The 26,876-nt window shown below is 73.1% G+C and carries 21 protein-coding genes; 11 read left to right on the top strand and 10 right to left on the bottom strand.

The genetic code is table 11. The annotated features are described in order from the left end of the window. Positions 1-96 precede the first annotated feature (96 nt). The gene (locus P8A18_RS19115; RefSeq protein WP_306056062.1) at positions 97-1,431 is read right to left on the bottom strand and encodes an MFS transporter; all 1,335 of its coding nucleotides are present in this window, start codon (positions 1,429-1,431) and stop codon (positions 97-99) included. Positions 1,432-1,525: 94 nt separating this feature from the next. After that, positions 1,526-1,966, bottom strand: coding sequence for a MarR family winged helix-turn-helix transcriptional regulator (locus P8A18_RS19110; protein WP_018554360.1), 441 nt, complete (start codon positions 1,964-1,966; stop codon positions 1,526-1,528). A 144-nt stretch (positions 1,967-2,110) separates the two neighbouring features. Here P8A18_RS19110 and P8A18_RS19105 point away from each other — a divergent pair, with 144 nt between their 5' ends. Then, a complete protein-coding gene (locus P8A18_RS19105) occupies positions 2,111-2,317 on the top strand; it encodes a hypothetical protein (RefSeq protein WP_199783847.1) in 207 nt (68 codons plus the stop codon). Positions 2,318-2,345: 28 nt separating this feature from the next. Here P8A18_RS19105 and P8A18_RS19100 read toward each other — a convergent pair whose 3' ends face one another. Continuing rightward, positions 2,346-3,800, bottom strand: coding sequence for an NCS2 family permease (locus P8A18_RS19100; RefSeq protein WP_306056060.1), 1,455 nt, complete (start codon positions 3,798-3,800; stop codon positions 2,346-2,348). A gap of 186 nt (positions 3,801-3,986) precedes the next feature. On the opposite strand from P8A18_RS19100, the gene P8A18_RS19095 reads away from it, so the two are divergent. Further along, the gene (locus P8A18_RS19095) at positions 3,987-4,286 is read left to right on the top strand and encodes a DUF2530 domain-containing protein (RefSeq protein ID WP_306056059.1); all 300 of its coding nucleotides are present in this window, start codon (positions 3,987-3,989) and stop codon (positions 4,284-4,286) included. Positions 4,287-4,400: 114 nt separating this feature from the next. Continuing rightward, positions 4,401-6,872, top strand: coding sequence for an HAD-IC family P-type ATPase (locus P8A18_RS19090; protein WP_306056058.1), 2,472 nt, complete (start codon positions 4,401-4,403; stop codon positions 6,870-6,872). Positions 6,873-6,955: 83 nt separating this feature from the next. Here P8A18_RS19090 and P8A18_RS19085 read toward each other — a convergent pair whose 3' ends face one another. Then, positions 6,956-10,165, bottom strand: coding sequence for a sacsin N-terminal ATP-binding-like domain-containing protein (locus P8A18_RS19085; RefSeq protein ID WP_306056056.1), 3,210 nt, complete (start codon positions 10,163-10,165; stop codon positions 6,956-6,958). A 588-nt stretch (positions 10,166-10,753) separates the two neighbouring features. Beyond that, positions 10,754-11,680, bottom strand: a complete 927-nt coding sequence (locus P8A18_RS19080; protein WP_306056055.1) for a DUF3027 domain-containing protein — start codon at positions 11,678-11,680, stop codon at positions 10,754-10,756. A gap of 398 nt (positions 11,681-12,078) precedes the next feature. Here P8A18_RS19080 and P8A18_RS19075 point away from each other — a divergent pair, with 398 nt between their 5' ends. The 4 genes from P8A18_RS19075 to P8A18_RS19060 all read left to right on the top strand — a co-directional run bounded on the left by P8A18_RS19075 (position 12,079) and on the right by P8A18_RS19060 (position 15,631). Continuing rightward, positions 12,079-13,509 (top strand): MFS transporter, encoded by a 1,431-nt coding sequence (locus P8A18_RS19075; protein ID WP_306056054.1) that lies wholly within the window; start codon positions 12,079-12,081, stop codon positions 13,507-13,509. 27 nt (positions 13,510-13,536) lie between these two features. Then, positions 13,537-14,016, top strand: a complete 480-nt coding sequence (locus tag P8A18_RS19070; RefSeq protein ID WP_026250145.1) for a hypothetical protein — start codon at positions 13,537-13,539, stop codon at positions 14,014-14,016. Positions 14,017-14,085: 69 nt separating this feature from the next. Beyond that, positions 14,086-14,793 carry a futalosine hydrolase gene (locus tag P8A18_RS19065; protein ID WP_306056053.1) on the top strand — a complete coding sequence of 236 codons (708 nt, stop codon included), beginning with the start codon at positions 14,086-14,088 and terminating at the stop codon, positions 14,791-14,793. Continuing rightward, the gene (locus P8A18_RS19060) at positions 14,768-15,631 is read left to right on the top strand and encodes a 1,4-dihydroxy-6-naphtoate synthase (protein ID WP_306056051.1); all 864 of its coding nucleotides are present in this window, start codon (positions 14,768-14,770) and stop codon (positions 15,629-15,631) included. Before P8A18_RS19065 ends, P8A18_RS19060 begins: the two co-directional genes overlap by 26 nt. Here the strand turns inward: P8A18_RS19060 and P8A18_RS19055 are convergent. After that, on the bottom strand, positions 15,544-16,137 hold the full coding sequence (locus P8A18_RS19055) for a hypothetical protein (protein ID WP_306056050.1): 594 nt from the start codon (positions 16,135-16,137) through the stop codon (positions 15,544-15,546). The genes P8A18_RS19060 and P8A18_RS19055 overlap by 88 nt on opposite strands. Before the next feature lie 107 nt (positions 16,138-16,244). Further along, positions 16,245-16,628, bottom strand: a complete 384-nt coding sequence (locus P8A18_RS19050) for a cold-shock protein (RefSeq protein ID WP_018554372.1) — start codon at positions 16,626-16,628, stop codon at positions 16,245-16,247. 218 nt (positions 16,629-16,846) lie between these two features. On the opposite strand from P8A18_RS19050, the gene P8A18_RS19045 reads away from it, so the two are divergent. Beyond that, on the top strand, positions 16,847-17,080 hold the full coding sequence (locus tag P8A18_RS19045; RefSeq protein WP_306056049.1) for a hypothetical protein: 234 nt from the start codon (positions 16,847-16,849) through the stop codon (positions 17,078-17,080). A 9-nt stretch (positions 17,081-17,089) separates the two neighbouring features. On the opposite strand, the gene P8A18_RS19040 is transcribed toward P8A18_RS19045, so the two are convergent. Together P8A18_RS19040 and P8A18_RS19035 are read right to left on the bottom strand one after the other, a co-directional pair. Next, positions 17,090-17,710 carry an HAD family hydrolase gene (locus P8A18_RS19040; RefSeq protein ID WP_306056047.1) on the bottom strand — a complete coding sequence of 207 codons (621 nt, stop codon included), beginning with the start codon at positions 17,708-17,710 and terminating at the stop codon, positions 17,090-17,092. Positions 17,711-18,151: 441 nt separating this feature from the next. After that, positions 18,152-19,231 carry a hypothetical protein gene (locus P8A18_RS19035; RefSeq protein ID WP_306056046.1) on the bottom strand — a complete coding sequence of 360 codons (1,080 nt, stop codon included), beginning with the start codon at positions 19,229-19,231 and terminating at the stop codon, positions 18,152-18,154. Between the two features lie 82 nt (positions 19,232-19,313). Here P8A18_RS19035 and P8A18_RS19030 point away from each other — a divergent pair, with 82 nt between their 5' ends. Both P8A18_RS19030 and P8A18_RS19025 read left to right on the top strand, forming a co-directional pair. Further along, positions 19,314-21,755 (top strand): helicase C-terminal domain-containing protein, encoded by a 2,442-nt coding sequence (locus P8A18_RS19030; RefSeq protein WP_306056045.1) that lies wholly within the window; start codon positions 19,314-19,316, stop codon positions 21,753-21,755. 826 nt (positions 21,756-22,581) lie between these two features. Further along, on the top strand, positions 22,582-24,225 hold the full coding sequence (locus P8A18_RS19025) for a DNA repair helicase XPB (protein ID WP_018554899.1): 1,644 nt from the start codon (positions 22,582-22,584) through the stop codon (positions 24,223-24,225). 15 nt (positions 24,226-24,240) lie between these two features. Here P8A18_RS19025 and P8A18_RS19020 read toward each other — a convergent pair whose 3' ends face one another. Continuing rightward, a complete protein-coding gene (locus P8A18_RS19020; RefSeq protein ID WP_306056044.1) occupies positions 24,241-24,414 on the bottom strand; it encodes a hypothetical protein in 174 nt (57 codons plus the stop codon). 369 nt (positions 24,415-24,783) lie between these two features. On the opposite strand from P8A18_RS19020, the gene P8A18_RS19015 reads away from it, so the two are divergent. Next, positions 24,784-26,856: a HelD family protein gene (locus P8A18_RS19015; RefSeq protein ID WP_306056042.1), complete on the top strand. Its 2,073-nt coding sequence runs from the start codon at positions 24,784-24,786 to the stop codon at positions 26,854-26,856. Positions 26,857-26,876: the final 20 nt, after the last annotated feature.

Below are 26,876 nucleotides of genomic sequence, written 5' to 3'. Positions count from 1 at the left end.
CGGGACGCGCCGGACCGCACACCGTCCAGCGGGCAACGCGAACGCGGCCCCGTCCCGGATCATCCGGGCGGGGCCGCGTGGCGTTCACAGCGGTTCTCAGGCCACCGTCGCCAGTCGTTCGCGCGGAACGAAGCGCACGTGCGGGCGGCCCGGACGCAGGTCCACCTTCAGGCGCAGCCCGCCGACGCGGGCCAGCATCACGGCGACACCGATCGCGGCCACCAGCGACAGCGCGCCGCCGGCCACCATGCTGGTGCGGGGGCCGTACGCGTCACTGATCCAGCCGACGATCGGGGCGCCCACCGGCGTACCACCGGCGAAGACCATCATGTACAGGCTCATCACCCGGCCGCGCATGGCCGGGTCGGCCGCCATCTGGACGCTGGTGTTGGCGCTGATGTTGGTCGTCAGACCGATCATCCCGATCGGCACGAGCAGGATCGCGAACATCCAGACGGACGGCGCGAGCGCGGCGACGATCTCCAGCAGGCCGAAGGCCGTACCGGCGGCGACCAGCATCCGCAGCCGCGAGGAGCGGCGGCGGGCGGCGAGCAGCGCACCGGCCAGGGAGCCGGCCGCCATGAGGATGTTGAAGAACGAGTACATCCCGGCACCGCCGTGGAAGATCTCGTCCGCGAAGGCCGTCAGCCAGATCGGGAAGTTGAAGCCGAACGTGCCGACGAAGCCGACCAGGACGATCGGCCAGATCAGCTCGGGGCGGCCCGACACATAGCGCAGCCCCTCCCGGAGCTGGCCCTTGGCGCGTGGCACGACGACGGCCTTGTGCAGTTCGCTCGTCCGCATCATCATCAGGCCGACCAGCGGCGCGAGGAACGACAGGCCGTTGAACATGAAGGCCCAGCCGCTGCCGACCGTGGTGATCAGCACACCCGCGACGGCGGGACCGATGAGGCGGGCGGACTGGAAGTTCGCCGAGTTCAGGCTGACCGCGTTGCGCAGCTGCGCGGGGCCGACCATCTCGGAGACGAAGGCCTGCCTGGCCGGGTTGTCCACGACCGTGACCATGCCGAGCAGGAACGCGATCAGGTAGACGTGCCACACCTGGACCACGCCCGAGAGCGTGAGGACCGCGAGCACGACACCGCAGGCGCCGAGGGCCGCCTGGCTGATGAGCAGGAGCTTGCGCTTCGGCAGCCGGTCGGCGATGACGCCGCCGTACAGGCCGAAGAGAAGCATCGGGAGGAACTGGAGTGCCGTGGTGATGCCGACGGCGGCGGCGGACCCGGTGAGGCTCAGGACGAGCCAGTCCTGCGTGATGCGGGACATCCAGGTACCGGTGTTGGAGATCACGGCGCCCGTGGCGAACAGGCGGTAGTTGCGGATCTTCAGCGACGAGAAGGTCCCGCCGGGCTTGCTCTCGTGGGTGGAAGTCGGTGCGGGGGCGGAGTCTGCTCCGGATCCCGTACTCAAAAGGGTTCGCCTCCTCGGGCGTGGACATTGCGCGTGCTGACGGGGATGCGGCGGCGGGGTCGGGCGCCGGTGCTGCCCGGCGCGGCCCCTTCCGCTACAGGTGGGCGAGCTTCTCCAGCACGGGCGCCGCGTTGCGCAGCGTCTCCCACTCGTCCTCGTCCAGGCCTTCGGCGAGGGTGGTCAGCCAGGCGTTCCGCTTGTCGCGGCTCTCGGCGAGCATGGCCTCGGCCTGCTCGGTCTGGCTGACCATCTTCTGACGACGGTCATCGGGGTGCGGTTCCAGCCTGACCAGACCCTTCGATTCCAGCAACGCGACGATGCGGGTCATCGACGGCGGCTGCACATGCTCCTTGCGGGCCAGCTCACCGGGGGTGGCGGAGCCGCAACGGGCCAGTGTTCCGAGGACCGACATCTCGGTCGGGCTCAGCGACTCGTCGACGCGCTGGTGCTTGAGGCGCCGGCCGAGCAGCATGACGGCGGAACGAAGGGAGCTCACGGCGGCGGCACTGTCGCTGTCGTGGATCAGGTCAGGCATGTTTGTTAGCGTAACTCATTACTTACCCTAAATACCACTTGGTGGTACACGCGCGAGAGCCGGATCACAATCGATCACCCAAACGAGTGAGTCTGCGGCGGAAAATCACGCATGGCGGGCCCGCAGGACGTAACCCTGCTTGCCATGGGATCGACAGTGCTCAGCCTGCGCATAGACGGTGAGCTGCTCGACCGGCTCAAGCAGCACGCCGCCAAACGCGGAATGAGCGTCCAGGACTATGTGGTCCGGACGCTCATTCGCGATGACTTCGACGAGCGCTTCCAGTCGGCGGTCGACGAGACGGAGAAGTTCTACGGGGCGGAGGGGGTGCCGGCCGAGGAGGTCACCTGACCTCCCGGGCCGGGCCCCCGCGCCGCCCTTACGTGAGGCCGAGCGCGGGCATCATGTAGTAGAAGACGAAGACCGCCGACACCGCGTACATCGCGGCCGGCACCTCGCGGCCACGCCCAGCGGCCAGCCGCAGCACGCTGAACGCGATGAAGCCGATGCCGATGCCGTTGGTGATCGAGTACGTGAACGGCATCATGACCATGGCGAGGAAGGCCGGGATCGCGAGCGTGTAGTCGCTCCAGTCGATGTCCCGCACGGAACCCGCGATGATCAGGAAGCCCACCGCCAGCAGGGCCGGAGTGGCCGCCTGCGAGGGGACCATGGTCGCCAGCGGTGTGAGGAACAGCGAGACCGTGAACAGCAGCCCCGTGACGATGCTCGCCAGGCCCGTACGGGCGCCCTCGCCGACCCCCGCCGTGGACTCCACGAAGCAGGTCGAGGCGGAGGAGGAGCTCGCACCGCCCGCGGCGACGCCGATGCCGTCGACGAACAGCACCCGGTTGATGCCGGGGAAGTTGCCGTCCTTGTCGGTCAGCTTCGCCTCGTCGCCTACGCCGAGGATGGTGCCCATCGCGTCGAAGAAGCAGGACAGCAGCACGGTGAAGACGAACAGGATGCCGGTGAGGATGCCCACCTTCTGGAAGCCGCCGAACAGGCTGAAGTGACCCAGCAGCCCGAAGTCCGGGGTGGCGACCGGATTGCCCGGCCACTCCGGCACGGTCAGCCCCCACGCCTCGGCCGGCAGACCGGCGATGGCGTTGATGATCAGTGCGAGGACCGTCATCGCCACGATGGAGATCAGGATCGCGCCCGGCACCTTGCGGACGATCAGCACGAGGGTGAGCAGCGCGCCGAGGACGAAGATCAGGACCGGCCAGCCGTTGAGGTGGCCGTCGGCGCCCAGCTGGAGCGGGACGGTGGTCTCCGCCTTGTCCGGGATGCGCGAGACGAAGCCCGAGTCGACGAGGCCGATCAGCAGGATGAACAGGCCGATGCCGATCGCGATGCCCTTGCGCAGTGAGCCCGGTACGGCGTTCATCACACGTTCCCGCAGCCCGGTCGCGACGAGCAGCATGACGACGATGCCCGCGAGGACGACCATGCCCATGGCGTCGGGCCAGGTCATCCGGGGGGCGAGCTGGAGGGCGACGACGGTGTTGACGCCGAGGCCCGCGGCCAGCGCGATCGGCACGTTGCCGATGACACCCATGAGCAGGGTGGAGAACGCGGCGGTCAGCACCGTCGCGGTGACCAGCTGGCCGTGGTTGAGGTAGTTCTCGTTGATGTCCTTCGCGCCGCCCAGGATGATCGGGTTCAGCACGATGATGTAGGCCATCGCGAAGAAGGTCGCGAATCCGCCGCGGACCTCGCGGGCCACCGACGACTTCCGCTCGGAGATCTTGAAGAAACGGTCCAGGCCGCCGGTGGGCTGTGGAGCCGGGGGAGGCGTGGCGTCGACCGGAGCGGTGGCCGAGGGGGACATGTATGACCTCAGTCGTACGTAGAGGGGGTTAAAAGTGGTCAGCTTTGGACGTTCACACGAATAATTCGAGCCAGCCGTAAGCAGATTCAGTATGAATACATAAGGCGAAGATCGCTATCTCCGCGCGTAGACCCATGGGCCGACTGACCCGACGGCGCTTACATACGCGCCGCATACACTGACCGCATGGCGAAGTGGACACCGAAGCACGAGGCACCCGAGCCCCTGGAGGGGCCCGTCGTCGCGACCATCACCGGCGGCACGATCCTCTGGTTCGTCCTCTTCCTGGTCCAGATCCCGTTCTACGGCTGGTTCGACGACCACGGCCACCTGTGGTGGGTGTGGACCTGCCTGGCGGGCGCGGGCCTCGGCCTGATCGGCATCTGGTACGTGCGCGGACGCGACGCGGCCCTCAAGCGGGCGGCGGCAGCGGCGGAGGGCTCCGGACCGTCCGGATCAGAGGAAACGCCGGGCGCGACCGCCTGAGCGTGGAGCTCCGCACCGGCCCCGTACGACCGGGGGACCATCCCGCTCCTCCCCCGGTCTGATCTTCACACCCCCGGCGGGTGCACCGGACGTTCCGCCCGTACCGTCGGAACCATGACGCAGCGGGCATCCGACCCCTCCGGGGAGCAGCGAACCGGTCCCTCGGGGACCCCGGCGACGATCGACGCGGGGGCGGAGCTCGACCCGGTCCACCCCGTCGAGCTGCCGGACCCGCCGGCCGGGCGCGGGCTGACCGCCGCCGAGGTCGCCGAGCGGATCGCCCGGGGCGAGGTCAACGACGTACCGGTGCGCTCCTCGCGGTCCCTGACCGAGATCGTCCGGGCCAACGTCTTCACCCGGTTCAACCTGATCATCGGTGTGCTCTGGCTGATCATGCTGTTCGTGGCGCCGATCCAGGACAGCCTCTTCGGCTTCGTGATCATCGCCAACACCGGCATCGGCATCGTGCAGGAGTGGCGGGCCAAGAAGACACTGGACAGCCTCGCGGTCATCGGCGAGGCGAAGCCGACCGTCCGGCGCGACGGGGCGGCGGCCGAGATCCACACCTCGGAGATCGTCCTGGGCGATCTGGTCGAGCTGGGCCCCGGGGACAAGGTGGTCGTGGACGGCACGGTCGCCGAGGCGGACGGCCTGGAGATCGACGAGTCCCTGCTCACCGGCGAGGCGGACCCGGTCGTCAAGCGGACCGGCGACCCGGTGATGTCCGGCAGCTTCGTCGTCGCGGGAGGCGGGGCGTTCACCGCCACGAAGGTCGGGCGCGAGGCGTACGCGGCGCAGCTCGCCGAGGAGGCGTCCCGCTTCACGCTCGTACGGTCCGAGCTGCGCACCGGCATCTCCACGATCCTCAAGTACGTCACCTGGATGATGGTGCCGACCGCGATCGGCCTGATCATCAGCCAGCTGGTGGTCAAGGAGCACAACTTCAAGGACTCGGTCGCCCGGACCGTCGGCGGCATCGTCCCGATGATCCCGGAGGGCCTGGTCCTGCTGACCTCGGTCGCCTTCGCGATCGGCGTCGTACGGCTCGGCCGCAAGCAGTGCCTCGTCCAGGAGCTGCCCGCCATCGAGGGCCTGGCCCGGGTCGACGTCGTGTGCCTGGACAAGACCGGCACGCTCACCGAGGGCGGTATGGACGTCACCGAGGTCCGCGCGCTGAACGGCACCGACGAGCCGTATCTGCACCGCGTGCTGGCCGCCTTCGGCGCGTCCGAGCCCCGGCCCAACGCCAGCCTCCAGGCCATCATCGACGCCTACCCGGCCCCGGTGGACGGGGAGGACTGGGACGTCACGGGGACGCTGCCGTTCTCCTCCGCCCGCAAGTACAGCGGGGCCGCCTTCACGGAGGGCGGCGGTACGTCGTCCGCGTGGCTCCTCGGCGCCCCCGACGTGCTGCTGGCGGAGGACGACCCGGCGCTGGACGAGATCGGGCAGCTCAACGAGCAGGGGCTGCGGGTGCTGCTGCTGGCCCGTGCGCGGGGCGAGCTGGACGCCCCGGGCGCGGCCGAGGGTGCCGAGCCGGCCGCCCTGGTCGTCCTGGAGCAGCGGCTGCGCCCCGACGCGGGGCGGACCCTCGCCTACTTCGGCGAGCAGCGGGTCGCCACCAAGGTCATCTCCGGTGACAACGCCGTGTCGGTCGGCGCGGTGGCCGCGAAGCTCGGCATGCCGGGCGCCGAACACGCCCTGGACGCGCGCCGGATGCCCACGGACCCGGACGAGATGGCGACCGCGATGGAGGAGAACGCGGTGTTCGGCCGCGTCACCCCGCAGCAGAAGCGGGAGATGGTCGCGGCCCTCCAGTCGCGCGGCCACACCGTGGCGATGACGGGTGACGGGGTCAACGACGTCCTCGCGCTGAAGGACGCCGACATCGGTGTCTCGATGGGCTCGGGCTCCGAGGCGACCCGCGCGGTCGCCCAGATCGTGCTGCTGAACAACAGCTTCGCGACGCTGCCGTCCGTGGTCGCCGAGGGCCGCCGGGTGATCGGCAACATCACCCGGGTCGCGACCCTGTTCCTGACGAAGACCGTGTACTCGGTGCTGCTGGCCGTCCTGGTGGTCTGCTTCCAGGTCGAGTACCCGTTCCTGCCCCGCCACCTGACGCTGCTGTCCACGCTGACGATCGGCATCCCGGCGTTCTTCCTGGCCCTGGCCCCCAACAAGGAACGCGCGCACCCCCACTTCGTGCGGCGCGTCATGCGGTACGCGGTGCCCTCGGGCGTCATCGCCGCCGCCGCGACCTTCGTGACGTACCTGATCGCCCGCCACCACTACGCCGGCACGGGCGCCCTGGAGGCGGAGACGAGCGCGGCGACGCTCACGCTGTTCCTGGTCTCGATGTGGGTCCTGGCGATCATCGCCCGCCCCTACACCTGGTGGCGGATCTGCCTGGTGGCCGCGATGGGCCTGGCCTTCCTGATCGTGCTCGCGGTGCCGTGGCTCCAGGACTTCTTCGCGCTGAAGCTGGTGGGTACGCAGATGCCGTGGGCGGCGGTGGCCATCGCGGTGGCGGCGTCCGCGCTCCTGGAGTACGCCTGGCGGCTGGTGGGCCGCCGCTTCCCGGTGTAGCGGCGCCCCGTCCCCGGCGCGGGCCCGTCTGCGGCGCGGCGGTCAGCCGAACCAGCGGCCACGGGCCCGTCCCCGGCGCCGCGTCAGTCGAACCAGCGGTCCCGGGCCAGCTCCGCCGTGCGGGAGGGGTCCTCCAGCAGGGCGGCGACCTCGAAGCGGCGGGGCCACTGGCCGGCCGCCCAGGCCAGGCCCGCCGCGACGCCCTCCAGTGTCGAGGCGTGCACCACCCCGTCCGGGGTGCGGCGCCAGTCCAGCTCGACGCCGCCCGCGCGCAGCTCGCCGTGCTCGATGTACGTGTCCGGCGTGCCGGCGCCCAGCAGGACGCGGACCGGCTCGGGGACCTCGTGCTCCTCGCCGTCGCTGGTGACCCGGGCCTCGACGCTCTCGCCGAGCCGCCGCACCTGGAGCAGCTCGGCCAGTTCCGCCGCGTGCGCCGGGGCGACGGGCAGCAGCGGCAGCCCCTCGGTGAGCGGCAGCAGGTCCGGCGCGTCCGCGATGACCGCGTCCGCCGCGTCGACCACCCGCACCTCGCCGTCCACGACCGCCCGCAGGTCGTCGGGGAGCGTGACCTGTTCCGGGTCGAGCGCGGCCAGCGCCGTGTACAGGGCGTGGAGTTGTACGGAGCCGACCGGGCGGTCCTCGTCGGCGAGCCGGCCGAGGAGTTCGGCCGCGCCGCCCGGCTCGTCCAGCAGGGCGTCGAGCGAGGTCCGTACGCCGAGGGCGCGCAGCACCTCGGCGTCGTCGAAGCCGGTCGCGTCGGCGGAGTCGTACAGGCCGGCCAGCCGGGGGTCGCCCCCGTGGGCGCGCAGCCCTGCCGGGCGGCGGCCGTCGAGCACCGGGTGGCCGCGCAGCCACCAGGCGGTGTACGGGCGTACGGACTGCGTGGTGCCGTCCGGGAGCAGCACCCGCACCGGCTGGGTCAGGGCGTCGCGCAGCGGGGGCCGGGCGAGGAGGGCGAGGGCCTGGGGCCAGGCGTCGTCGTCCACGAGGTCGAGGTCGCGGACGGCGACGAGTTCCGTGGCGACCGGCGGCACCGGACTGTCCGGCAGCTGGTCGAGGATGTCCTCGCACCACACGTCGACGGCGTCGAGCAGCCCGGCGTCGTCGGGTTCGGCGAAGTCGCCGTCGCGCGGCTCCAGTTCGTCCGGGTCCAGGACGACATCGGTGGCGCGTACGAGGGCGAAGGTGGCGAGCACCCCGCAGGCGGTGAGCGGCTGCTCGCCCCAGCGGTCCGCCAACTCCGTGTCACACAGGGCGAGTTCACCTTCGCGCATGACGGAGGCGAACGCGCTGCCGGGCAGCACCAGCTCACCGGCCGGGGCGAGTTCGCCGTCCTCGTCGGTCAGCGCGAGCGCGCCGAGCCAGGGCTCGTCGCCCGGCTCAAGACCGGCGTCCCGGACCAGCGTGAGCACGGTGTCGGCCAGCTCGTCGCCGTCGAGCGCGTCCTCGTCCCAGATCTCGCCCGCGTCCAGCGAACCGGCGACGGCGGCCCGCACCTGCGGGGTCGTCAGCACGGCGCGCGGGGTGGCGGGCAGGGCGCCCAGCTTCTCCAGGAGCGGGTGCGCGGCGTCCGGGTGGGCGACCTTCAGCCCGAGCCGGGCGAGCCGGTCCAGGACCGGTCCGGTCAGCGCGTCCGGGAGCGGGAGGAGGACCTGCCGGGGGCCGATCGTGGTGCGCGGCAGGGCCGGGACGTCCGGGTCGGGCCCGGCGGACTCCGTACCGGCGAGCGGCACGGGCAGCCCGGACAGCCGGTCCGGGTCGACCCCGGCCAGGCTGTCGTACAGCCGCCGCCACCAGGCCGGATCGCGCTCAAGACCGGCCAGCCGGTCGATCGCCTCGGTCAGCGGGACCCGGGCGACGCCGAGCGTCCGCAGCTCGACACGCCGCTCAAGACCGGCGGGCAGCAGGCAGGGGAGCACCTCGGCGAGGACCGCGACGGTCCGCGCGCCGGCCCCCTCCACCACCTCGGCCTCGACCGGCCGCAGCGCGACGGTGTCCTTGCGGACGGCCTCGTCCCCGTCCCAGCCGTCCCACCGGTCCTCATCGGCGGCCGGGTCGCGCGGGGCGGCCGGCTCCAGGAACGCCACGCGTGGCAGCCGCTCCAGGATCGCGCCGCGCAGCGCGGCGTCCAGCCCGCCCTGCCCGAGCGGGCCCGGCACCAGCGCGATCGTCGCGACGGACACCGGCTCCCAGGCGCCGAGCAGCTCCGCGTACGCGTCGGCCGCGCGCTCCACCAGGAAGTCGGTGAGCGGCCCCGGCGCGGGGTGCCTGCGGGTGGTGTCCAGCGGCAGCGAGGCGATGAGCAGCGCGGGCAGGCCGAGCGGTTCGTCGGTGGGCGTCGGCGCGTGCACCACGGGTGCGGTACGGGGAGGCACCGGGGCGCCGGCCTCGTCCACCGGGACGGCCCAGGTCACCGACCAGTGCGGGCGCAGCCGTTCCTCCAGCGGACGGCCGGCGAGCAGGGCCGGCTCGATGGGGCCGTGGTGGGCGGCGGTGCGCCAGCGGTTCGTGCCGTGCGCGGAGTCCTCGATGTGCGTGTACGGGCCGTGCTGGGAGCGGCGCAGCGTCCGTACGGTCTCCGGGGTCTCCACGACGACCTCTTCGAGCCCGGCCAGCGTGAGCAGCAGCGCGTCGTCCACGGCGGCCAGCAGCCGGCCCACCAGGTCCTCGGCGACCCCGTCGCGCAGGGGCAGGACGACCACGGTGTCGTAGCCGTCGGGTGCGGTGCCCTCGGCGGGCAGCGGGAGGCGCAGCAGCGGTACGTGGCCGTCGCGGCGGCGCAGCTCGTCGCCCAGGCCGGGGCTGCCGACGGCCGCCTCGCGGGCCAGCGCGCGGGCCTCGGCGAGTGACCAGCGCACGCCGCCGTGCCGGCCGACGATCGCCGGCTCGTCGCTCACCGCGAGCACGGCGGCGAACCCGACGCCGAACCGGCCCACGGCTCCCTCGTGGCCCTCGCGCTTGGCGGAGGCCCGCAGCGTCGACAGCGACTCGACGCCGGTCGCGTCCAGCGGTGCGCCGGTGTTCGCGGCGGCGAGCACGGCGGGGGTGCCGTCGGCGGCCGGGTGCAGGGTGAGGCGGAGCCGGCCGGGGACCTGGGCGCGGGCGGCGGCGTCGGCGGCGTTCTGGGCCAGCTCGACGACGAGGCGGTCGCGGTAGCCGCCGAGCGCGAGGTCCTCCTCGGCGTTGGCGTCCTCCCGGAAGCGGGCGGGACCGGCGCCCCAGGCGTCGAGCACCCCGCGCCGCAGCCGCGCGGTGCCGAATGGGTCGGCGCCCTCGGTCGCATTGATGCCCACGCGCTGACTCCCTCTGCCGGCTTCCAGTGTGCGCCCGAAGCTACCGGGTGCGCGGGGGTGCGGGTCGCGGCCCCCGCTACAACGCCCACCCCGGTCCGGCGCCCCCGCCCCGAACGCTTCCGTCCTCAAACGCCGGACAGGCTGGGTTTCCCACGCGCAGCCGACCACACCGAGCCACCCGGCCCGGCCCGAGGCTTCCGTCCTCAAACGCCGGACGGGCTGAGGTGGACGGGCTGGATGGACGGGCTGGGGTGAACGGGCTGGGGTGAACGGGTTGGGATGGACGGGCTGGGGTGAACGGGCTGGGGTGAACGGGTTGGGTTGGACGGGCTGAGGTGGACGGGTTGGGGTTTCACCGGCACCCGGCCGCACTCATCGAGACCGGCCGGCCCCACCAAGCCCGTCCGGCGATTGAGGACGGAACCGGCACGCCGGAGCACAGCGCCCACAACCAAGCCCGTCCGGCGATTGAGGACGGAACCGGCACGCCGGAGCACAGCGCCCACAACCAAGCCCGTCCGGCGATTGAGGACGGAACCGGCACGCCGGAGCACCCGAGGTCACGGGCGCCCCGGGCCCCGGGCCCGGCTACCCCTTGCCCAGCTCCTCCGAGGCCTCCTCGGCCTCCACGGCCTCCTCGGCCTCCGCCCGGAGCGAATACTCGTCCACCCGCATCGTGTCCAACGCGTGCGCCGCCGGCTTCGGCGGCTTCGGCATCACCGCCGCCTCCGAGTGCCCCCCGCACCCGTACGCCAGCGACACCACATGCCCGTCCGCCGGCCCGAACTCGTTCGCGCACACCCCGAACGCCTGCCGCAGCGAGCCCGCCAGCGGCATCAGGAAGGCGCACGACACGCACGAGGCCGGCGCCGCCTGCGCCATCGGCGTCTTCGCGCCGAACTCCTCGTCCCAGCGGTCGGCCGCCGCGTGCAGCCCGTAACGGGACAGCACCCGCACCCGCCGTACGCCCAGTTCCTCCGCCACCGCCGCGATGGAACCGCGCCGCGGCGGCTCCGGGCGCGTCGTCAGCTCCGCGTCCTCGACGTCGACCAGGTCGGCCATCTCGCCGGTGACCACGGAATTCGGCGGCGGCTCGTCCGCACCGGTGTACCCGGGCTCCAGACGCAGATCGTCCGCCTCGGTGGGCAGCAGATCGCCCGGCCCCATGTCGCCCGGCCGCAGCCGCTCGCTCCACGGCACCCACTCCGGCGCGAGCAGCGCGTCGTCGCCCGGCAGCAGCACCGTCTCGTCCAGCGTGACGTTCTTCGCGCGGGAGGCACGGGCGACGGTCACGGCCCAGCGCCAGCCCCGGTAACCGGGGTCCTCGCACTCGAAGTAGTGCGTGACGACCCGGTCCCCCTCGGAGACCACGCCCACATGCTCACCCACGACCCCTGGCGCGGCGGCCTCCTCGGCCGCCGCGCGGGCGAGGTCTACCGCCTCGGCGCACAAACGGTCGGGAGCAGGGGTCCGGGCGGTACGGGCCGTACGGCCTCGTGTCGTCGCAGCACTCACAGGTCTCGCTTCTCTCCTACGCCAGTCTCACGAGCGCGCCAGCACATCCATCGGTTCCAGCCGTACGGTCGCGGACGGAGCGGACCTGGGGGCCGCGTCGACGTCCACACCCGTTGGGCCAGTCTCGGGCACGCCTTCCGCAATCCATTCTGCGGGATCGCCGAGAGGCGCGCGGCCGAGAACAACCGCCGGTGGCGCGCTACGCACGCTACCCTCTCCGCCGCTCCCCGCCCACCTGCCCGTCCCGAACGACGCCGTATCCGGCACCGAGTCCCGCCCCCGGCGGGACCTTCCGCACCCCCCGCCACCTGGTCGATCACTGACCCGACGGGGCGGTCCCGCCCGCGCCCCGCATCGATCCCGGTTCGCATCGCCCGGTACTGGGGCAGTATGACCAAGTGGCTTCTGCCAGGTCGCACGACGGTCCCAGCGCGCTCCGCAGGACGGGGCGGACGATCGGTCATGCCCTGAGGACCCCGTTCACCGGAACCGCCCGCTCCATCCGCAAGGCGACGCACGCGCACGGCGCCGGCGAGAGCGGCCTCGGCAAGCTGATCGAGTTGCACGCGGTGAACGGCGCGGGCGACGTGATGATCACCGTGGCGCTCGCGTCGACCGTGTTCTTCTCCGTACCGACGGACCAGGCGCGCGGCCGGGTCGCGCTGTACCTGGCCGTGACGATGGCACCGTTCATCCTCCTCGCCCCGGTCATCGGCCCGCTCCTGGACCATCTGCCGCACGGCCGCCGCGCCGCGATGGCCGGTGCCATGCTGGCCCGCGCGCTGCTCGCGCTCACCATGTCGGGCGCGGTCGCCACCGGCGGTCTGGAGCTGTACCCGGCGGCGCTCGGCGTGCTGGTCTGCTCGAAGGCGTACGGGGTGGTGCGCAGCGCCGTCGTACCCCGGCTGCTGCCACCGCGTTTCTCGCTGGTGAAGGCGAACTCCCGGGTGACCCTCGCCGGTCTGCTCGCCACCGGGGCCGCCGCGCCGATCGGGGCGGGGCTCCAGACCATCGGCCCGCCGTGGCCGCTGTACGGGGCGTGCGCGATCTTCGTCGGCGGCACGGTCCTCGCGTTCACCCTTCCGCCGAAGGTGGACTCGGCCAAGGGCGAGCGCAAGGCGCAGCTGGTGCCGCCGCACAGCGAGGGCGCGCCCCGGCCGGAGCCGCTGCGGATCGCCTCCCGGCAGGCCGGGTCCAGGGAGCGGAAGAGGAAGGAGAACGGCGAGCGGCGCCCGGGGCTGCGCTCCGTCGGCCCGTCCGTCCTGCACGGGCTCCAGGCCAACGCCTCGCACCGCGCGCTCTCCGGCTTCCTGATCTTCTTCCTGGCGTTCCTGCTGCGCGAGCACCCGCTGGCCGGGCAGAGCGCCGCGATCTCGCTGGGCATCGTCGGCGTGGCGGCCGGCGTGGGCAACGCGCTGGGCACGGCGGTCGGCTCCTGGCTGAGGGCGCGCGGCCCCGAGATCATCATCGCCTCGGTGCTGGGCCTGGCCCTGGGCGTCGCGGTCCTGGCGGCCGTCTTCTTCAGTACGGTCATGGTCGCCGCGCTGGCCGCGACGGCGGGTCTCACCCAGGCCCTTTCGAAGCTGTCGCTGGACGCGATGATCCAGCGCGATGTGCCGGAGGAGGTACGGACCTCGGCGTTCGCCCGCTCCGAGACACTGCTCCAGATGGCCTGGGTCGCCGGCGGCGCGATCGGGATCGCCCTCCCCCTCAACGGAGTACTGGGCATGTCGGTTGCCGCGGGCCTCCTGGCACTGGGCGCGTCCACGTCCGTACGGGGGCTGCTGGGCGCCGCGCGGCGCGGCTCGCCGCACCCCCGCGTGGCGTGAGCCGCGGCGACCGATAGCCTTCGGCCCATGACCGTTGCGTTCTTCTCCGGTAAGGGCCGTCGAATCGGCGTCGCTCTTGGTGCCGTGTCCGCGGGACTCCTTGTCCTCTCCGCCTGCGACAAGCCGACGCCGCTCGCCACCGTGACGGTCGGCGACAACTCGGTGAGCGCCGAGGCCGCCTGCTACAACGACGGCAAGGCCCTCAAGGAATCCGAGTACAAGAGCTGCCTGAACAAGAAGGCGGAGAAGACCGTCAAGGTCTCGATGGACGACAAGGTCCGCTTCGGCGTCGACCCCGACATCGCGGACAACGGCTGGACGATCTTCGTCAACGGCCAGCAGGCCGAGCAGGAGCCGAACAAGAAGACCTACCGGTCCATCCCGGGCAGCGCCTTCTTCTCCAGCCAGACCGGCGAGACCACGGACAAGACGCAGATCAGCATCGTGGAGACCAAGGGCAAGGACCTGCTGGGCATCTGGCACTTCGAGCTCAAGAAGACCGACTGACGCCCCCTGCGCCCTGCCCCGCCCTCCCCCCCTTGCTCCGCCCCCTCCTGACCTCGGAGGACCGCCCTCGTGCGTGTGCTTGTCGTGACCGCTGTCCCGGTGGAACGGGACGCGGTCACGCGTGCGTGCGGGGCCGGTGAGATCTCCGTACGCCGGGTGCCGGGCGCGGAGATCCACCGCGCGGGCCCGCTCGACGTCCTCGCGGGCGGTGCGGGACCCGCCGCGGCGGCGGCCTCGGCCGCGTACGCCCTGGCGGCGGGCGGCTACGGCCTGGTGGTCTCGGCCGGCATCGGCGGCGGCTTCGCGGGCGTCGCCCCGGTCGGCTCCCTCGTCGTCGCGAGCGAGATCGTGGCCGCCGACCTGGGCGCGGACACCCCGGACGGCTTCCTTCCGGTGACAGCGCTCGGCTTCGGCCGCGACCGGTTCGTGCCGCCGCCCGCGCTGGTACGGGAGACGGCCGCCGCGACGGGCGCCCGGCCCGGCGACGTCCTCACCGTCTCCACGGTGACCGGCAGCGCCGACCGCGCCGCCGCCCTGCTCGCCGCGCACCCCGGCGCCGTCGCCGAGGCCATGGAGGGCTTCGGGGTCGCGGAGGCAGCCGGGCTGCGGGACCTGCCCGTCCTGGAGATCAGGGCCGTGTCGAACGCGGTCGGCCCGCGCGACCGCGACGCCTGGCGCATCGGCGACGCGCTGACCGCGCTGACCGAGGCGTTCGGGAAGCTCATACCCGTACTGGAAGGCTGGACCCGCCATGACCGAGACGACACCGCAGGCTGACGCGCTGCGCATCGCTTTCTCGCCGTGCCCGAACGACACGTTCGTCTTCGACGCCTGGGCGCACGGCCGGGTCCCCGACGCGCCCGAGCTCGATGTCACCTTCGCCGACATCGACCTCACCAACGGCATGGCCGAGCGCGGCGAGCTGGACGTCCTCAAGGTGTCGTACGCGGTGCTGCCCTGGGTCCTCGACGAGTACGCGCTGCTGCCGTGCGGCGGGGCGCTGGGCCGGGGCTGCGGACCGCTCGTCCTGACCCGCGAGCCGGGCGCGGACCTGACGGGGAAGACCGTCGCCGTACCGAGCGAACGCTCCACCGCATACCTGCTGTTCCGCCTCTGGGCGGCCGAGGTGGTGCCGGGCGGGGTCGGTGAGATCGTCGTCATGCCGTTCGACCGGATCATGCCGGCGGTACGGGACGGCGAGGTCGACGCCGGTCTCGTCATCCACGAGGCCCGCTTCACGTACCAGAACTACGGCCTGCACAACCTGGCCGACATGGGCCGGCACTGGGAGGACACCACCGGCCTGCCGATCCCGCTCGGCGCGATCATCGCCAAGCGGTCCCTGGGCGCGGAGACCCTGAAGGTGCTGGCCGAGTCGGTGCGCGCGTCGGTCCGGATGGCGTGGGACGACCCGGAGGCGTCCCGGCCCTACGTCCAGAAGCACGCGCAGGAGATGGACCCGTCCGTCGCCGACCAGCACATCGGCCTGTACGTCAACGAGTTCACCGCCGACCTCGGCGAGGACGGCTACGCGGCGATCCGTGGCCTGCTGACCCGCGCGGCAGCCGAGGGCCTGGTACCGCCGCTCGGCCCGGACGCGCTGTCGTTCGTCTGAGCGCCGCGCGGCTCCGCGCCCCGCGGCCGGGTCCGTGCGGAACAGGCCGCGTCGGCCTCCGGCTTCAGGTTGGGGTAATCGAGCCTCTCGACCAGTTCGACCCGGTAGCAGGCCGTCGTCTTCTTGAGGTCGCCCGGACGGCCGTAGAGCGCGTGCATGGAGAAGGTCACAACCGTGACGTCGCTGTCCCGGGAGAGTCCGGCGACTTCGACGGCCCCCTCGGCGGGCAGCGGAACGGCGGCGAGTCCCGCCTCGGTGAGCGGGCCGCTTCGGGAAGCGTCGAAAAGAGAGTGGGCGTACTCCCCGGCACCGCGCTCCATGCTGTAACGCAGCTGCCTCTCGTCCGTCGTACCGGGCGGCGGCGGGCTGGGCCACGTCGCCACCGCCACCCCGAGAACGAGAAGGGTGACGGCCACGGCGATCCCGCCGCAGACGGCGATGGTGCGGTAGACCACCGACTGGCGCGCCGGAAGGCGGCCCGCCGAGTGGGGCGGTCCGGATCTCACGGCGCCCAGGAACGGACGCGGCCGTCCCGTCGCGTCCCGGAAGCGGTGCGGGACGCCGTGCCCGGGTTCCGCACCCGTAGGACCTCCCGCACCCTTCGCGTCGTCGCTCAGACGTCGAGCTGGTCCGCGACCGCACGCAGCAGGCCGGCGATCTTGGCGCCCGCGGCCTTGTCGGGGTACCGGCCGCGCTCCAGCATCGGTGTGATGTTCTCCAGCACGGTGGTCAGGTCCTGGACGATCGACGCCAGCTCGTCCGGCTTGCGGCGCTGGGCGGCCGCGACGGACGGTGTGGGGTCGAGGATCACCACGGAGAGCGCCTGGTCACCGCGCTGACCGGCGACCACACCGAATTCGACGCGCTGGCCGGGCTTGAGAGCGTCGACCCCGGCGGGGAGCACGGACGAGTGCACGAAGACGTCGCTGCCGTCGTCGCGGGAGAGGAAGCCGAAGCCCTTCTCACTGTTGAACCACTTGACCTTGCCAGTCGGCAAAGCACGCACCCCATCTCAACCCGTATGCCGGAACCGGAACAAAGCCCTCAGCAGGTCAGGCCGTCCTGTGGTCGTGCTCCCCTGCTGGCTGAAGCCTCCACAGGTGAAGTACCCCTCGTCAAGCCTGGTCATCCGGACTGTGTCCGGAAACGACACCTGCTTCACCCGCAGGCCGCCCGGCGCACGGTCGCGCCGCATCCGGGAACTACCCTGGCGGGGTGAGCACTCCATCTTCCGGCCCCGGTGACCGGCTCGTCCGGATCGGCGCGATCGTCTTCCTCATCGGCGCCCTCTGCACCCTCGCCACCATGGCCCCCCTCTTCCTCGGCACCCATCCCCTGCCGTCCGTCTTCTGGTCCCTGTGCATGCTGATGGGCGTCGGATTCGTGATCGCGGCGGCGGGCGTGGTGCGGTCGGTACGGGCGGGGGCGGGGGCGCGGGCCGCGGACTAGGTCCGGGGCTCAGGCCGCGTACGTCTCCAGCCAGGCCGGCAGCTCGGTCAGCGACGACAGGACGACGTCCGCACCGGCCTCCCGGAGGGCGTCCGCGTCGCACGGGCCGGTCGTGACGCCCACCGAGACGGCGTTCGCCGCGCGGGCACCGCGCACGTCGCCTATGTGGTCGCCCACGTAGATCCCTGCGCCGTACTCGCGCAGGGCCACCGCCTTGCCCTCCGCCCAGAGGCCGCCGACGGTCACGTCCGGTTCGATGCCGAGGTACGACAGGTGCAGCTTGGCGCTCGGCTCGTACTTGGCGGTGACGACGATCGTCCGCCCGCCCCGCTCCCGTATCGCCTCGACCGCCTCCCGGGCGCCCGGCATGGCGAGCGACGGGGTGATGGCGTACTCCGGGTACATCTCCCGGTACCGGTCCACCATCGCGGGCACCTCACTCGGCGGGAACCAGTGCGCGAGCTCGTGGTCGAGCGGCGGACCGAGCCGGCTCACCGCCAGATCGGCGTCGATCACGGCGCCCGTCTCGGCGGAGAGCGCCAGGAAGGCGGCCTTGATGCCGGGGCGGGAGTCGATGAGCGTCATGTCCAGGTCGAAGCCGACCGTGAGGGGGAGAGCCATGGAATCCATTGTGCCGGGTCCCCTCCGGGGGGGGGTGGGGGTGTGGGGCCTTGGGGTGAGCGGGTGCGTGATGCCCCGGGGGCCCGGGTGGAGGGTTCCGTCCTCAAGCGCCGGACGGGCTGGAAGGGGCGACGGGCGGGTGGGAGTGCGGGGGCGCGGGGGGCCTGGGGCGTCCGCGCACGTGGGCCCGCGGCCCTGCGGCGTCCCCGCACGTGAACCCCGGAGACCCCCGGCCGACGGTTCCGTCCTCAAACGCCGGACAGGCTGGAAGGGGCGACGGGCGAGGCAGGAGTGCGGGAGCCCCGGGGCCCTGCGGCACCCTCGCACGTAAGCCCGCGGCCCTGCGGCGTCCCCGCACGTGAACCCCGGAGACACCCCGGCCGACGGTTCCGTCCTCAAGCGCCGGACGGGCTGGACCGGACGGGCTGGAAGGGCGACGGGTGGGTGGGGTTATCTGCGTCTCGCTCGCCATACCAGGAACGCCGCTGACGCCACCGCCGCCGTGCGGAGCGTCACCGGCCATACGTCGCTCAGCGCGTCCGCCATGCCGTGTTCCGGGATGGGGGCGCCCCAGCGGCCCTCCATACGGCCCCACAGCCAGACCACGGCGGCTGCCGCGACCACTCCGGGCAGGCCCATGACGGCCCACTTCGCCTCCGTACGCGACAGCTTGCGGGAGAGGTACGCGAGCAGCCAGCCGCCGCCCAGGACCGGCAGCGAGCCCATCACCGCCCCGGTGACCAGCAGGGCGGCCGCCAGCAGGAGCATGGGGTGGGCGAAGCCCCGGGGGGAGGCGGCGGCCGCCTCCCCCCGGGAGCGGCGCACCTTCGGCAGCCAGCGCCTCCGCCGCCGCTCAGGGAGCGCGGCCTCCTCGTCCTCCTCCGGCTCCGCCGGTTCCTCGTCCTCGTCCTCGTACTCGTACTCCTCCGGCGCCGGGGGTCTCAGGATCGCCGGGATCTCCACCCCGCCCCGGAACCCGGGGACCTCCGTACCCGGCCCGAACTCCCCGAACGGGCCCGGCTCGACGCTCCACCACTCCGGCTCACCCCCGTCGGCACCCAGCTCGTCCGTGCCGGCCTGATGCGGGGCGGAGGGCTGAACCGGTGCCGGCGGAGCCGGCTCCGGCGCCGCCGACGCGCCCTTGCGCGGGGGGTCCTTGCGCAGGGGGTCCTTGCGCAGGGGGTCCTTGCGGCGGAGCTTCGGCCGGCGGGGGGTCGGGATGCCCGTGGCTTCCGGCCGAACCTCCGGCCGGCCCTGCGGGCGGGCCTCCTCCCGGGCCTCCGGGACCGGCGCCGCCACGCCCGTCCGCGCAGCCGCCTCGACGAGTTCGTCCGGCGTACCGAGCGTGCCGATGATGCGGCGTATCGCCCCCGGCGTGTCCGCCGCCTGCGTCCTGCGCTGCCGTTCGATCTCGCTCCGGAGCTCCGACACGAGCCGCATCCGGGTGCCCGACGACAGTTGTTGCTGCTGCGCCAGGTCCCCGACCCGGCTCAGATAGTCGTAGACCAGCTGGTCGCTCTCGATCCCCACGCGATGGTTCCCCTCGGTTCCCCTGCCGCCTGCACCGACGGTAGCGCCCTCGCGGCTGTCCGGAGCGACTACCGTGGGGCGGATGGGGACGACCACACCACCGCGGACGCTGGCCGAGGCTCTGCGCGCCCGGGACGACGAGTCACTCGCCGGGCTGCTGCGGGCGCGGCCCGACCTCCTCTCCCCCGTGCCGGGCGACATCACCCAGCTCGCCACGCGCGCCGGCACCCGTGCGTCCGTCGTCCGCGCCCTGGAGCACCTCGACCGGTTCTCCCTCCAGACCGCCGAGGCGCTGGCGGTCGCTCCCGACCCCGCCCCGTACGCCACCCTGCTCGGCCTGCTCACGGGTGACGGGCAGGACGACGGCGAGCACCGCGACGACGCGGGCGCCGCGATCGTGGCCGCGCTGCCCGGCGCGCTGGGGACCCTGCGCGAACAGGCCCTCGTGTGGGGCGAGGACGACCGGCTGCGCCTGGTGCGTACGGCCAGGGAACTGCTGTCCCCCTCGCCGCAGCACCCCTCCCCCACCGGTCTCGGGCCGACCGTCGCGGAGGCCACCGCCGGTATGTCGCCCGGCCGGCTCCAGGAGATCCTGGCCGCCGCCGGGCTGCCCGCCACCCACGACCCGGTCTCCGCCGTGACCGCCCTGACCGCGCTGTTCACCGACCGCACCCGAATGGGCGAACTCCTCGACACCGCCCCCATGGAAGCCCTCGCGGTGCTCGACCGGCTCGTCTGGGGCCCGCCGTACGGCGAGGTGACGCCGAACCCGACCCCGCCCGTGAAGTGGCTGCGCGACCGGGGCCTCCTGCTGCCCGTATCGACCCGCACCGTCGTCCTGCCCCGCGAGGCCGCCCTGCATCTGCGGGCCGGGCGCGCCCACCGGGTACCCGAGCCGCAGCCGCCCGCCGTGGCCGCCGCCGCCGAACGCGATCCACAGGCTGTGGACAGCGCCGCGGCCGGCCAGGCGTTCCTGGCGGTCACCACCGTCGAGGAACTGCTCAAGACCTGGGACGGCGGCGGCCCCACCGTCCTGCGGGCCGGCGGCCTCAGCGTCCGCGAGCTGAAGAAGACCGCCGCCGCGCTGGACGTCCCCGAACCCACCGCCGCGTTCTGGGTCGAACTCTCCTACGCGGCGGGGCTGCTGGCCTCCGACGGCGAGGCCGACGAACGGTACGCGCCGACGCCCGCGGCCGACGAGTGGGCCGAGCTGCCCGCCCAGGACCGCTGGGCCGACCTCGCCACCGCCTGGCTCTCCGCCACCCGCACGTCGGGTCTGGTCGGCGGCCAGGACGCCAAGGGCCGCGCCCTGTCCGCCCTCGGCCCCGACCTGGACCGCTCCGCCGCGCCCGAGGTCCGCCACCGCGTCCTCGCCCTGCTCGCCGAGCTGCCCGCCGGCACCGCGCCCGACCCCGAGACCGTGCTCGCCCGGCTCCGCTGGGAACGCCCCCTGCGCGGGGCCGCCACGACCGCCGGGGACGCGATGGACCTGCGGTCCCGGATCGCGCTGTGGACGCTGAACGAGTCCGAGCTCCTCGGCATCACCGGACGCGGCGCGCTCGCCTCCCCGACCCGTGCGCTGCTCGCCGGCCACCCCGCCGACGCCGCCGCCCGGCTCGCCCCGCTCCTCCCCGAACCCCTCGACCACGTCCTCCTCCAGGCCGACCTGACCGCCGTCGCGCCCGGCCCGCTGGAACGCCCCCTCGCCGAGATGCTCGGCGCGCTCGCGGACATCGAGTCGAAGGGCGGGGCGACGGTGTACCGGTTCACGCCCGGGTCCGTACGACGCGCCCTGGACGCCGGGCAGACCGCCACCGACGTGCACGCCTTCCTCGCCGCGCACAGCCGTACGCCCGTTCCTCAGCCGCTCAGCTACCTCATCGACGATGTGGCCCGCCGCCACGGGCACCTGCGGATCGGCGCCGCGTCCTCGTACGTGCGCTGCGACGACGAGGCCGTCCTCAACGAGATCCTGGCCGACAAGCGGTCCGCCGCGTTGCGGCTGCGCCGGCTCGCCCCCACCGTCCTGGCCGCCCGCACCGATCCGGCGTCCCTCCTCGACGGCCTGCGCGACATGGGTTACGCGCCCGCCGCGGAGTCCGCCGACGGCGACGTCCTGATCACCCGGGCCGGCGCGCACCGCACCCCACCGCGCACCGCGCCCTCCCCCGTACCCGAGGGCCCGCCCGTGCCCGACCCCACGCTGCTCGGCGCGGCGGTCCGGGCGATCCGGGCCGGGGAGACCGCCGCGACGATCGTCCACAAGGACGCCGAGGCCACCGCGTCGCCGGGAGCGCTGCCGCGCACCTCCTCGGCGGAGACCCTGGTCACCGTCCAGGCCGCCGCGATGACCGGCTCCGCGGTCTGGATCGGCTACGTCAACGCGGAGGGCACGGCGAGCCAGCGCGTCATCGCCCCGGTCCGGGTGGAGGGCGGCTTCGTCACCGCGTACGACCACACGGCGGACGAGATCCGCACGTATCCCCTCCACCGGATCACGGGCGTGGCGGAGCTGGCGGAGTAGCCCGCCACCCCGGTCCGGGCCGCGGGGTTCCGTCCTCAACCGCCGGACGGGCGGGGCCCTTGGGCGGGCGGCATCCCCGGGGCGCCCCGGTCCGGGGCGGAGGGTTCCGTCCTCAATCGCCGGACGGGCTTGAGTGGGGCGCCGGCCCCCACGGGTTTACCCCGTCCCGAGCCAACCGGTTCCGTCCTCAATCGCCGGACAGGCTTGGCTGCGGCGTCGGCCCTCGCGGGTTTGCCCCGGTCCGGGGCGAGGGGTTCCGTCCTCAAGCGCCGGACGGGCTTGGATGGGGCGTCGGCCCCCGCGGGTTTGCCCCGGTCCGGCCGACCCGTTCCGTCCTCAAGCGCCGGACGGGCTGAAGAGCACGCCTGCGCGTCCCGGGTGGGGTCCGGGGTCCCTCCGGGGCGTCTCCTCAGACGACGAACGTTCGGCGGGTACGCAGTCGTACCCGGGTATCCGTTCGTCGTCCTGCGGGGACTCCCCTGCACGCCCCCGGACCGGCCGCCACGCGTCTGCGACAGACGTACCACCGGCGTACAGACGCAGGTGGACGTGGGTGGGGGCGTGCAGGGCAGTCCCCGCAGAAAATGGCGTACGACCGGGGTCCTCCGCGTCGTCGGGTGAACACGCCATTTTTGAGGAGTCTGCCCGGAGGGACCCCGCCCCCACCCACCGGACGGTGGGCGACCCGCACCCCACGGACGACGACGCCCCCAAGCCCGTCCGGCGATTGAGGACGGAACCCCGCACCCCTCACCCCCGCACCCCCGCACCCCCGCCCCCCATACGGCACACTGGAGGTTTCCCCCACCCGAAAGGGCACACGCGCGTGACCGGACCCCTCATCGTCCAGAGCGACAAAACGCTCCTTCTCGAAGTCGACCACGAGCAGGCCGACGCCTGCCGCAGGGCCATCGCGCCGTTCGCGGAGCTGGAGCGCGCGCCCGAGCACATCCACACCTACCGGCTGACCCCGCTCGGGCTGTGGAACGCCCGAGCGGCCGGGCACGACGCCGAGCAGGTCGTGGACGCGCTCGTGACGTTCTCCCGCTACCCCGTACCGCACGCCCTGCTCGTCGACATCGCCGAGACGATGGACCGGTACGGCCGCCTCACGCTGTCGAAGCACCCCGTGCACGGCCTGGTGCTGACGACGACGGACCGGCCGGTCCTGGAGGAGATCCTCCGGTCGAAGAAGGTCCAGCCGCTGGTCGGGACGCGGATCGACCCGGACACCGTGGCGGTGCACCCGTCCGAGCGCGGGCAGGTCAAGCAGACGCTGCTGAAGCTGGGCTGGCCGGCCGAGGACCTCGCGGGGTACGTGGACGGCGAGGCGCACCCGATCGAGCTGGACGAGAGCGGCTGGGCGCTGCGCCCGTATCAGCAGCAGGCGGTCGAGGGGTTCTGGCACGGCGGCTCGGGCGTGGTCGTGCTGCCCTGCGGCGCCGGCAAGACGCTGGTCGGGGCCGGTGCGATGGCGCAGGCGAAGGCGACGACGCTGATCCTGGTGACGAACACCGTGTCGGCCCGGCAGTGGAAGCACGAGCTGGTGAAGCGGACGTCGCTGACCGAGGACGAGATCGGCGAGTACAGCGGGACCAGGAAGGAGATCCGGCCGGTCACGATCGCCACGTACCAGGTGCTGACGACGCGCCGGAAGGGCGTCTACCCGCACCTGGAGCTGTTCGACTCCCGTGACTGGGGTCTGGTGATCTACGACGAGGTGCACCTGCTGCCCGCGCCGGTCTTCAAGTTCACCGCCGACCTCCAGGCGCGCCGCCGCCTCGGGCTGACCGCCACCCTCGTGCGCGAGGACGGCCGCGAGTCGGACGTGTTCTCGCTGATCGGGCCGAAGCGGTTCGACGCCCCGTGGAAGGAGATCGAGGCGCAGGGCTACATCGCGCCCGCCGACTGCGTGGAGGTCCGGGTCAATCTGACGGACTCGGAGCGGCTGGCGTACGCGACGGCCGAGACGGAGGAGAAGTACCGGTTCTGCGCGACGACGGCGACGAAGCGGAAGGTCACCGAGGCGCTGGTGCGCAAGCACAAGGGCGAGCAGACGCTGGTCATCGGGCAGTACATCGACCAGCTCGACGAGCTGGGTGAGCATCTGGACGCCCCGGTGATCAAGGGCGAGACGAGCAACGCGCAGCGCGAGAAGCTGTTCGAGGCGTTCCGGCAGGGCGAGCTGAACGTGCTGGTGGTGTCGAAAGTGGCGAACTTCTCGATCGACCTGCCGGAGGCGACGGTCGCCATCCAGGTGTCGGGGACGTTCGGTTCGCGCCAGGAGGAGGCGCAGCGCCTGGGCCGGGTGCTGCGGCCGAAGGCGGACGGGCACGAGGCGCGGTTCTACTCGGTCGTCGCGCGCGACACGATCGACCAGGACTTCGCGGCGCACCGCCAGCGGTTCCTGGCCGAGCAGGGCTACGCGTACCGGATCGTCGACGCGGACGAACTGCTGTCGGAGAGCTGAGGGGAGGCGGCGCGGTCAGTGGCCGCGCCGCACGCCCGCCTCCTCCGCGTACTCGCCGAGGACGACGACACCGAAGGCGGCCCGCGCGAAGACCTTGACGGCGCGCAGGGCGCCGGAGGCGCGGCTGTGGGGGTGACCGGGGGCCGCGGTGGCGCCGGTCCTTCCGGGGTTCAGGGTGACGGTGCTCATGTATCCATGGTGCTCCGGGCGGGTGGCCCGGGGCGTCGCCCCGGAGGCGGAAGCCGGACACGGCGCGCGTACGCCTGGGGTCGCACGGTGTCCCCTACGGGGTGGACGGCACCGTAATCCGTTCGCGCGGGGCGCGGGCCGCCGGTACACTCGCCGGTCTGCCCGCCTCCCGAACCGTGGTACCGGCGGCCCGTGAGGGCCTGTGCCGGCAGCCGGGGGAGCGCCGCCGACCGGACGGAAACCGGCCGACAACCGTACGTGCGTCACCGTACGTACCAGTGATCGATCCCCGAGCGGACCGCATCGCCCCGCACAGACACGGGACGGGCTGCGGTCCGCCGTCCTGCGTTGAATGCCGGAGGCAACACCGTGCCCGCGCACGAATTCGAGAGCGACACCACCACCGACCCCCTCGCGCACGAGCGCGCCCATCTCGCGGCCTCGCGCGCCGCGCTGCGCGCCATGCGGGAGGACGCCCAGGCCCTGGACATCAGCGATGTCACGGCGAACTGGGTGAACGCCGCAGTGCTTCAGGCGCAGATCGACGAACGCATCAAGTCGCTCGCCGACCTCTCGCACACCCCGCTGTTCTTCGGGCGGCTCGACTATCTCCACGTGGTCGGGGCCGAGGAGGCGGAGGGTGCGCAGGGCGAGCAGTTCTACATCGGGCGCCGCCATGTCCACGACGCCGTCGGGGACCCGATGGTCATCGACTGGCGCGCGCCGGTCTCGCAGCCGTTCTACCGGGCGTCCCGCAAGGACCCGCTGGACGTGGGCCGCAGGCGCCGTTTCGGGTACACGGGCGGCGACCTGACGGCGTACGAGGACGAGCACCTGACGGACCCCGCCGAGGCGGAGCAGACGAGCAAGCTGCTCCAGGCGGAGATCGAGCGGCCCCGCGTCGGCCCGATGCGGGACATCGTGGCGACGATCCAGCCGGAGCAGGACGAGATCGTCCGCAGTGAGCTGGGCGGCACGGTGTGTGTGCAGGGAGGGCCCGGTACGGGGAAGACGGCGGTGGGCCTGCACCGGGTGGCGTATCTGCTGTACGCGCACCGCGAGCGGCTGGCCCGCACCGGGACCCTGGTGGTCGGGCCGAACCGGTCGTTCCTGCACTACATCGAGCAGGTGCTGCCCGCCCTCGGTGAGCTGGAGGTGAAACAGGCGACCGTCGAGGACCTGGTGGGCGCGCAGGTCGAGGTGCGCGGCACGGACGAGGCGCGGGCGGCCGTCGTGAAGGGCGACGCGCGGATGGCCGAGGTGCTGCGGCGGGCCCTCAGGTCGCATGTGACGCTGCCGACGCAGCCGGTGATGGTGGTGCGCGGCTCGCGGCGCTGGCGGGTCCCGGCGTACGAGATCGAGGAGATGGTCCAGGAGCTGCTGGCCCGCGACATGCGGTACGGGGCCGCGCACGAGGCGCTGCCGCAGCGCATCGCGCACGCGGTGCTGGTGCGGATGGAGGAGGCGGGCGAGGCGCCCGACGACCGGGTGCAGAACGCGGTGGCCCGCAACCCCGCGGTGAAGGCGGCGGTGAAGGCGGTCTGGCCGGCGGTCGAACCGGCGAAGCTGGTGCTGCGGCTGCTGGCGGACCCGGAGTTCCTGGCGGCGCACGCGGAGGGCCTGCTGACCGAGGACGAGCAGAAGGCGATCCTCTGGGTGAAGCCGGCGCGCAGCGTGAAGTCCGCGAAGTGGTCGGCGGCGGACGCGGTGCTGATCGACGAGGCATCGGACCTGGTGGCGCGTACGCATTCGCTGGGCCATGTGGTGATCGACGAGGCGCAGGACCTGTCCCCCATGCAGTACCGGGCGGTGGGCCGCCGCTGCTCGACGGGTTCGGCGACCGTGCTCGGCGACCTGGCGCAGGGGACGACGCCGTGGTCGACGCAGAACTGGGAGCAGGCGCTGCACCACCTGGGCAAGGCGGACGCGGTGGTGGAGGAGCTGACGGCCGGCTTCCGCGTGCCGCGCGATGTGATCGCGTACGCCTCGCGGCTGCTGCCGGTGATCTCGCCGGGGCTGACGGCGGTGGAGTCGGTGCGTGAGTCGCCCGGTTCGCTGTCCGTACGGGAGGTGGCGGGGGCGGACGCGCTGGACGCGGCGGTGATCGCGGCGTGCGAGGAGGCGCTCACGCACGAGGGGTCGACCGGTCTGATCGCCGCCGACGCGCGCGTCCCGGCGCTGGCCGACGCCCTGACGGCGGCGGGCTACCCGTACCTCTCCCCCGGCCAGGAGACGACCGCGGATTCCCGGCTGACGCTGGTCCCGGCGTCGCTGGCGAAGGGCCTTGAGTACGACTACGTGGTGCTGGACGAACCGGCGGCGGTGGTCGACGGGGAGCCGGACGAGCGCACGGGCCTGCGCCGGCTGTACGTGGCGCTGACCCGTGCGGTGTCCGGGCTCGCGGTGCTCCACTCGGCGCCGCTGCCGAGGGAGCTGGGGTAAGGGAGCGGGGGCGGGGGGAC

Source organism: Streptomyces sp. Mut1 (genome assembly GCF_030719295.1).
Taxonomy (GTDB): Bacteria; Actinomycetota; Actinomycetes; order Streptomycetales; family Streptomycetaceae; genus Streptomyces; species Streptomyces castrisilvae.
The sequence above is the reverse complement of the archived record's forward strand: the minus strand, read 5'-3'. Positions and strand labels throughout refer to the sequence as shown.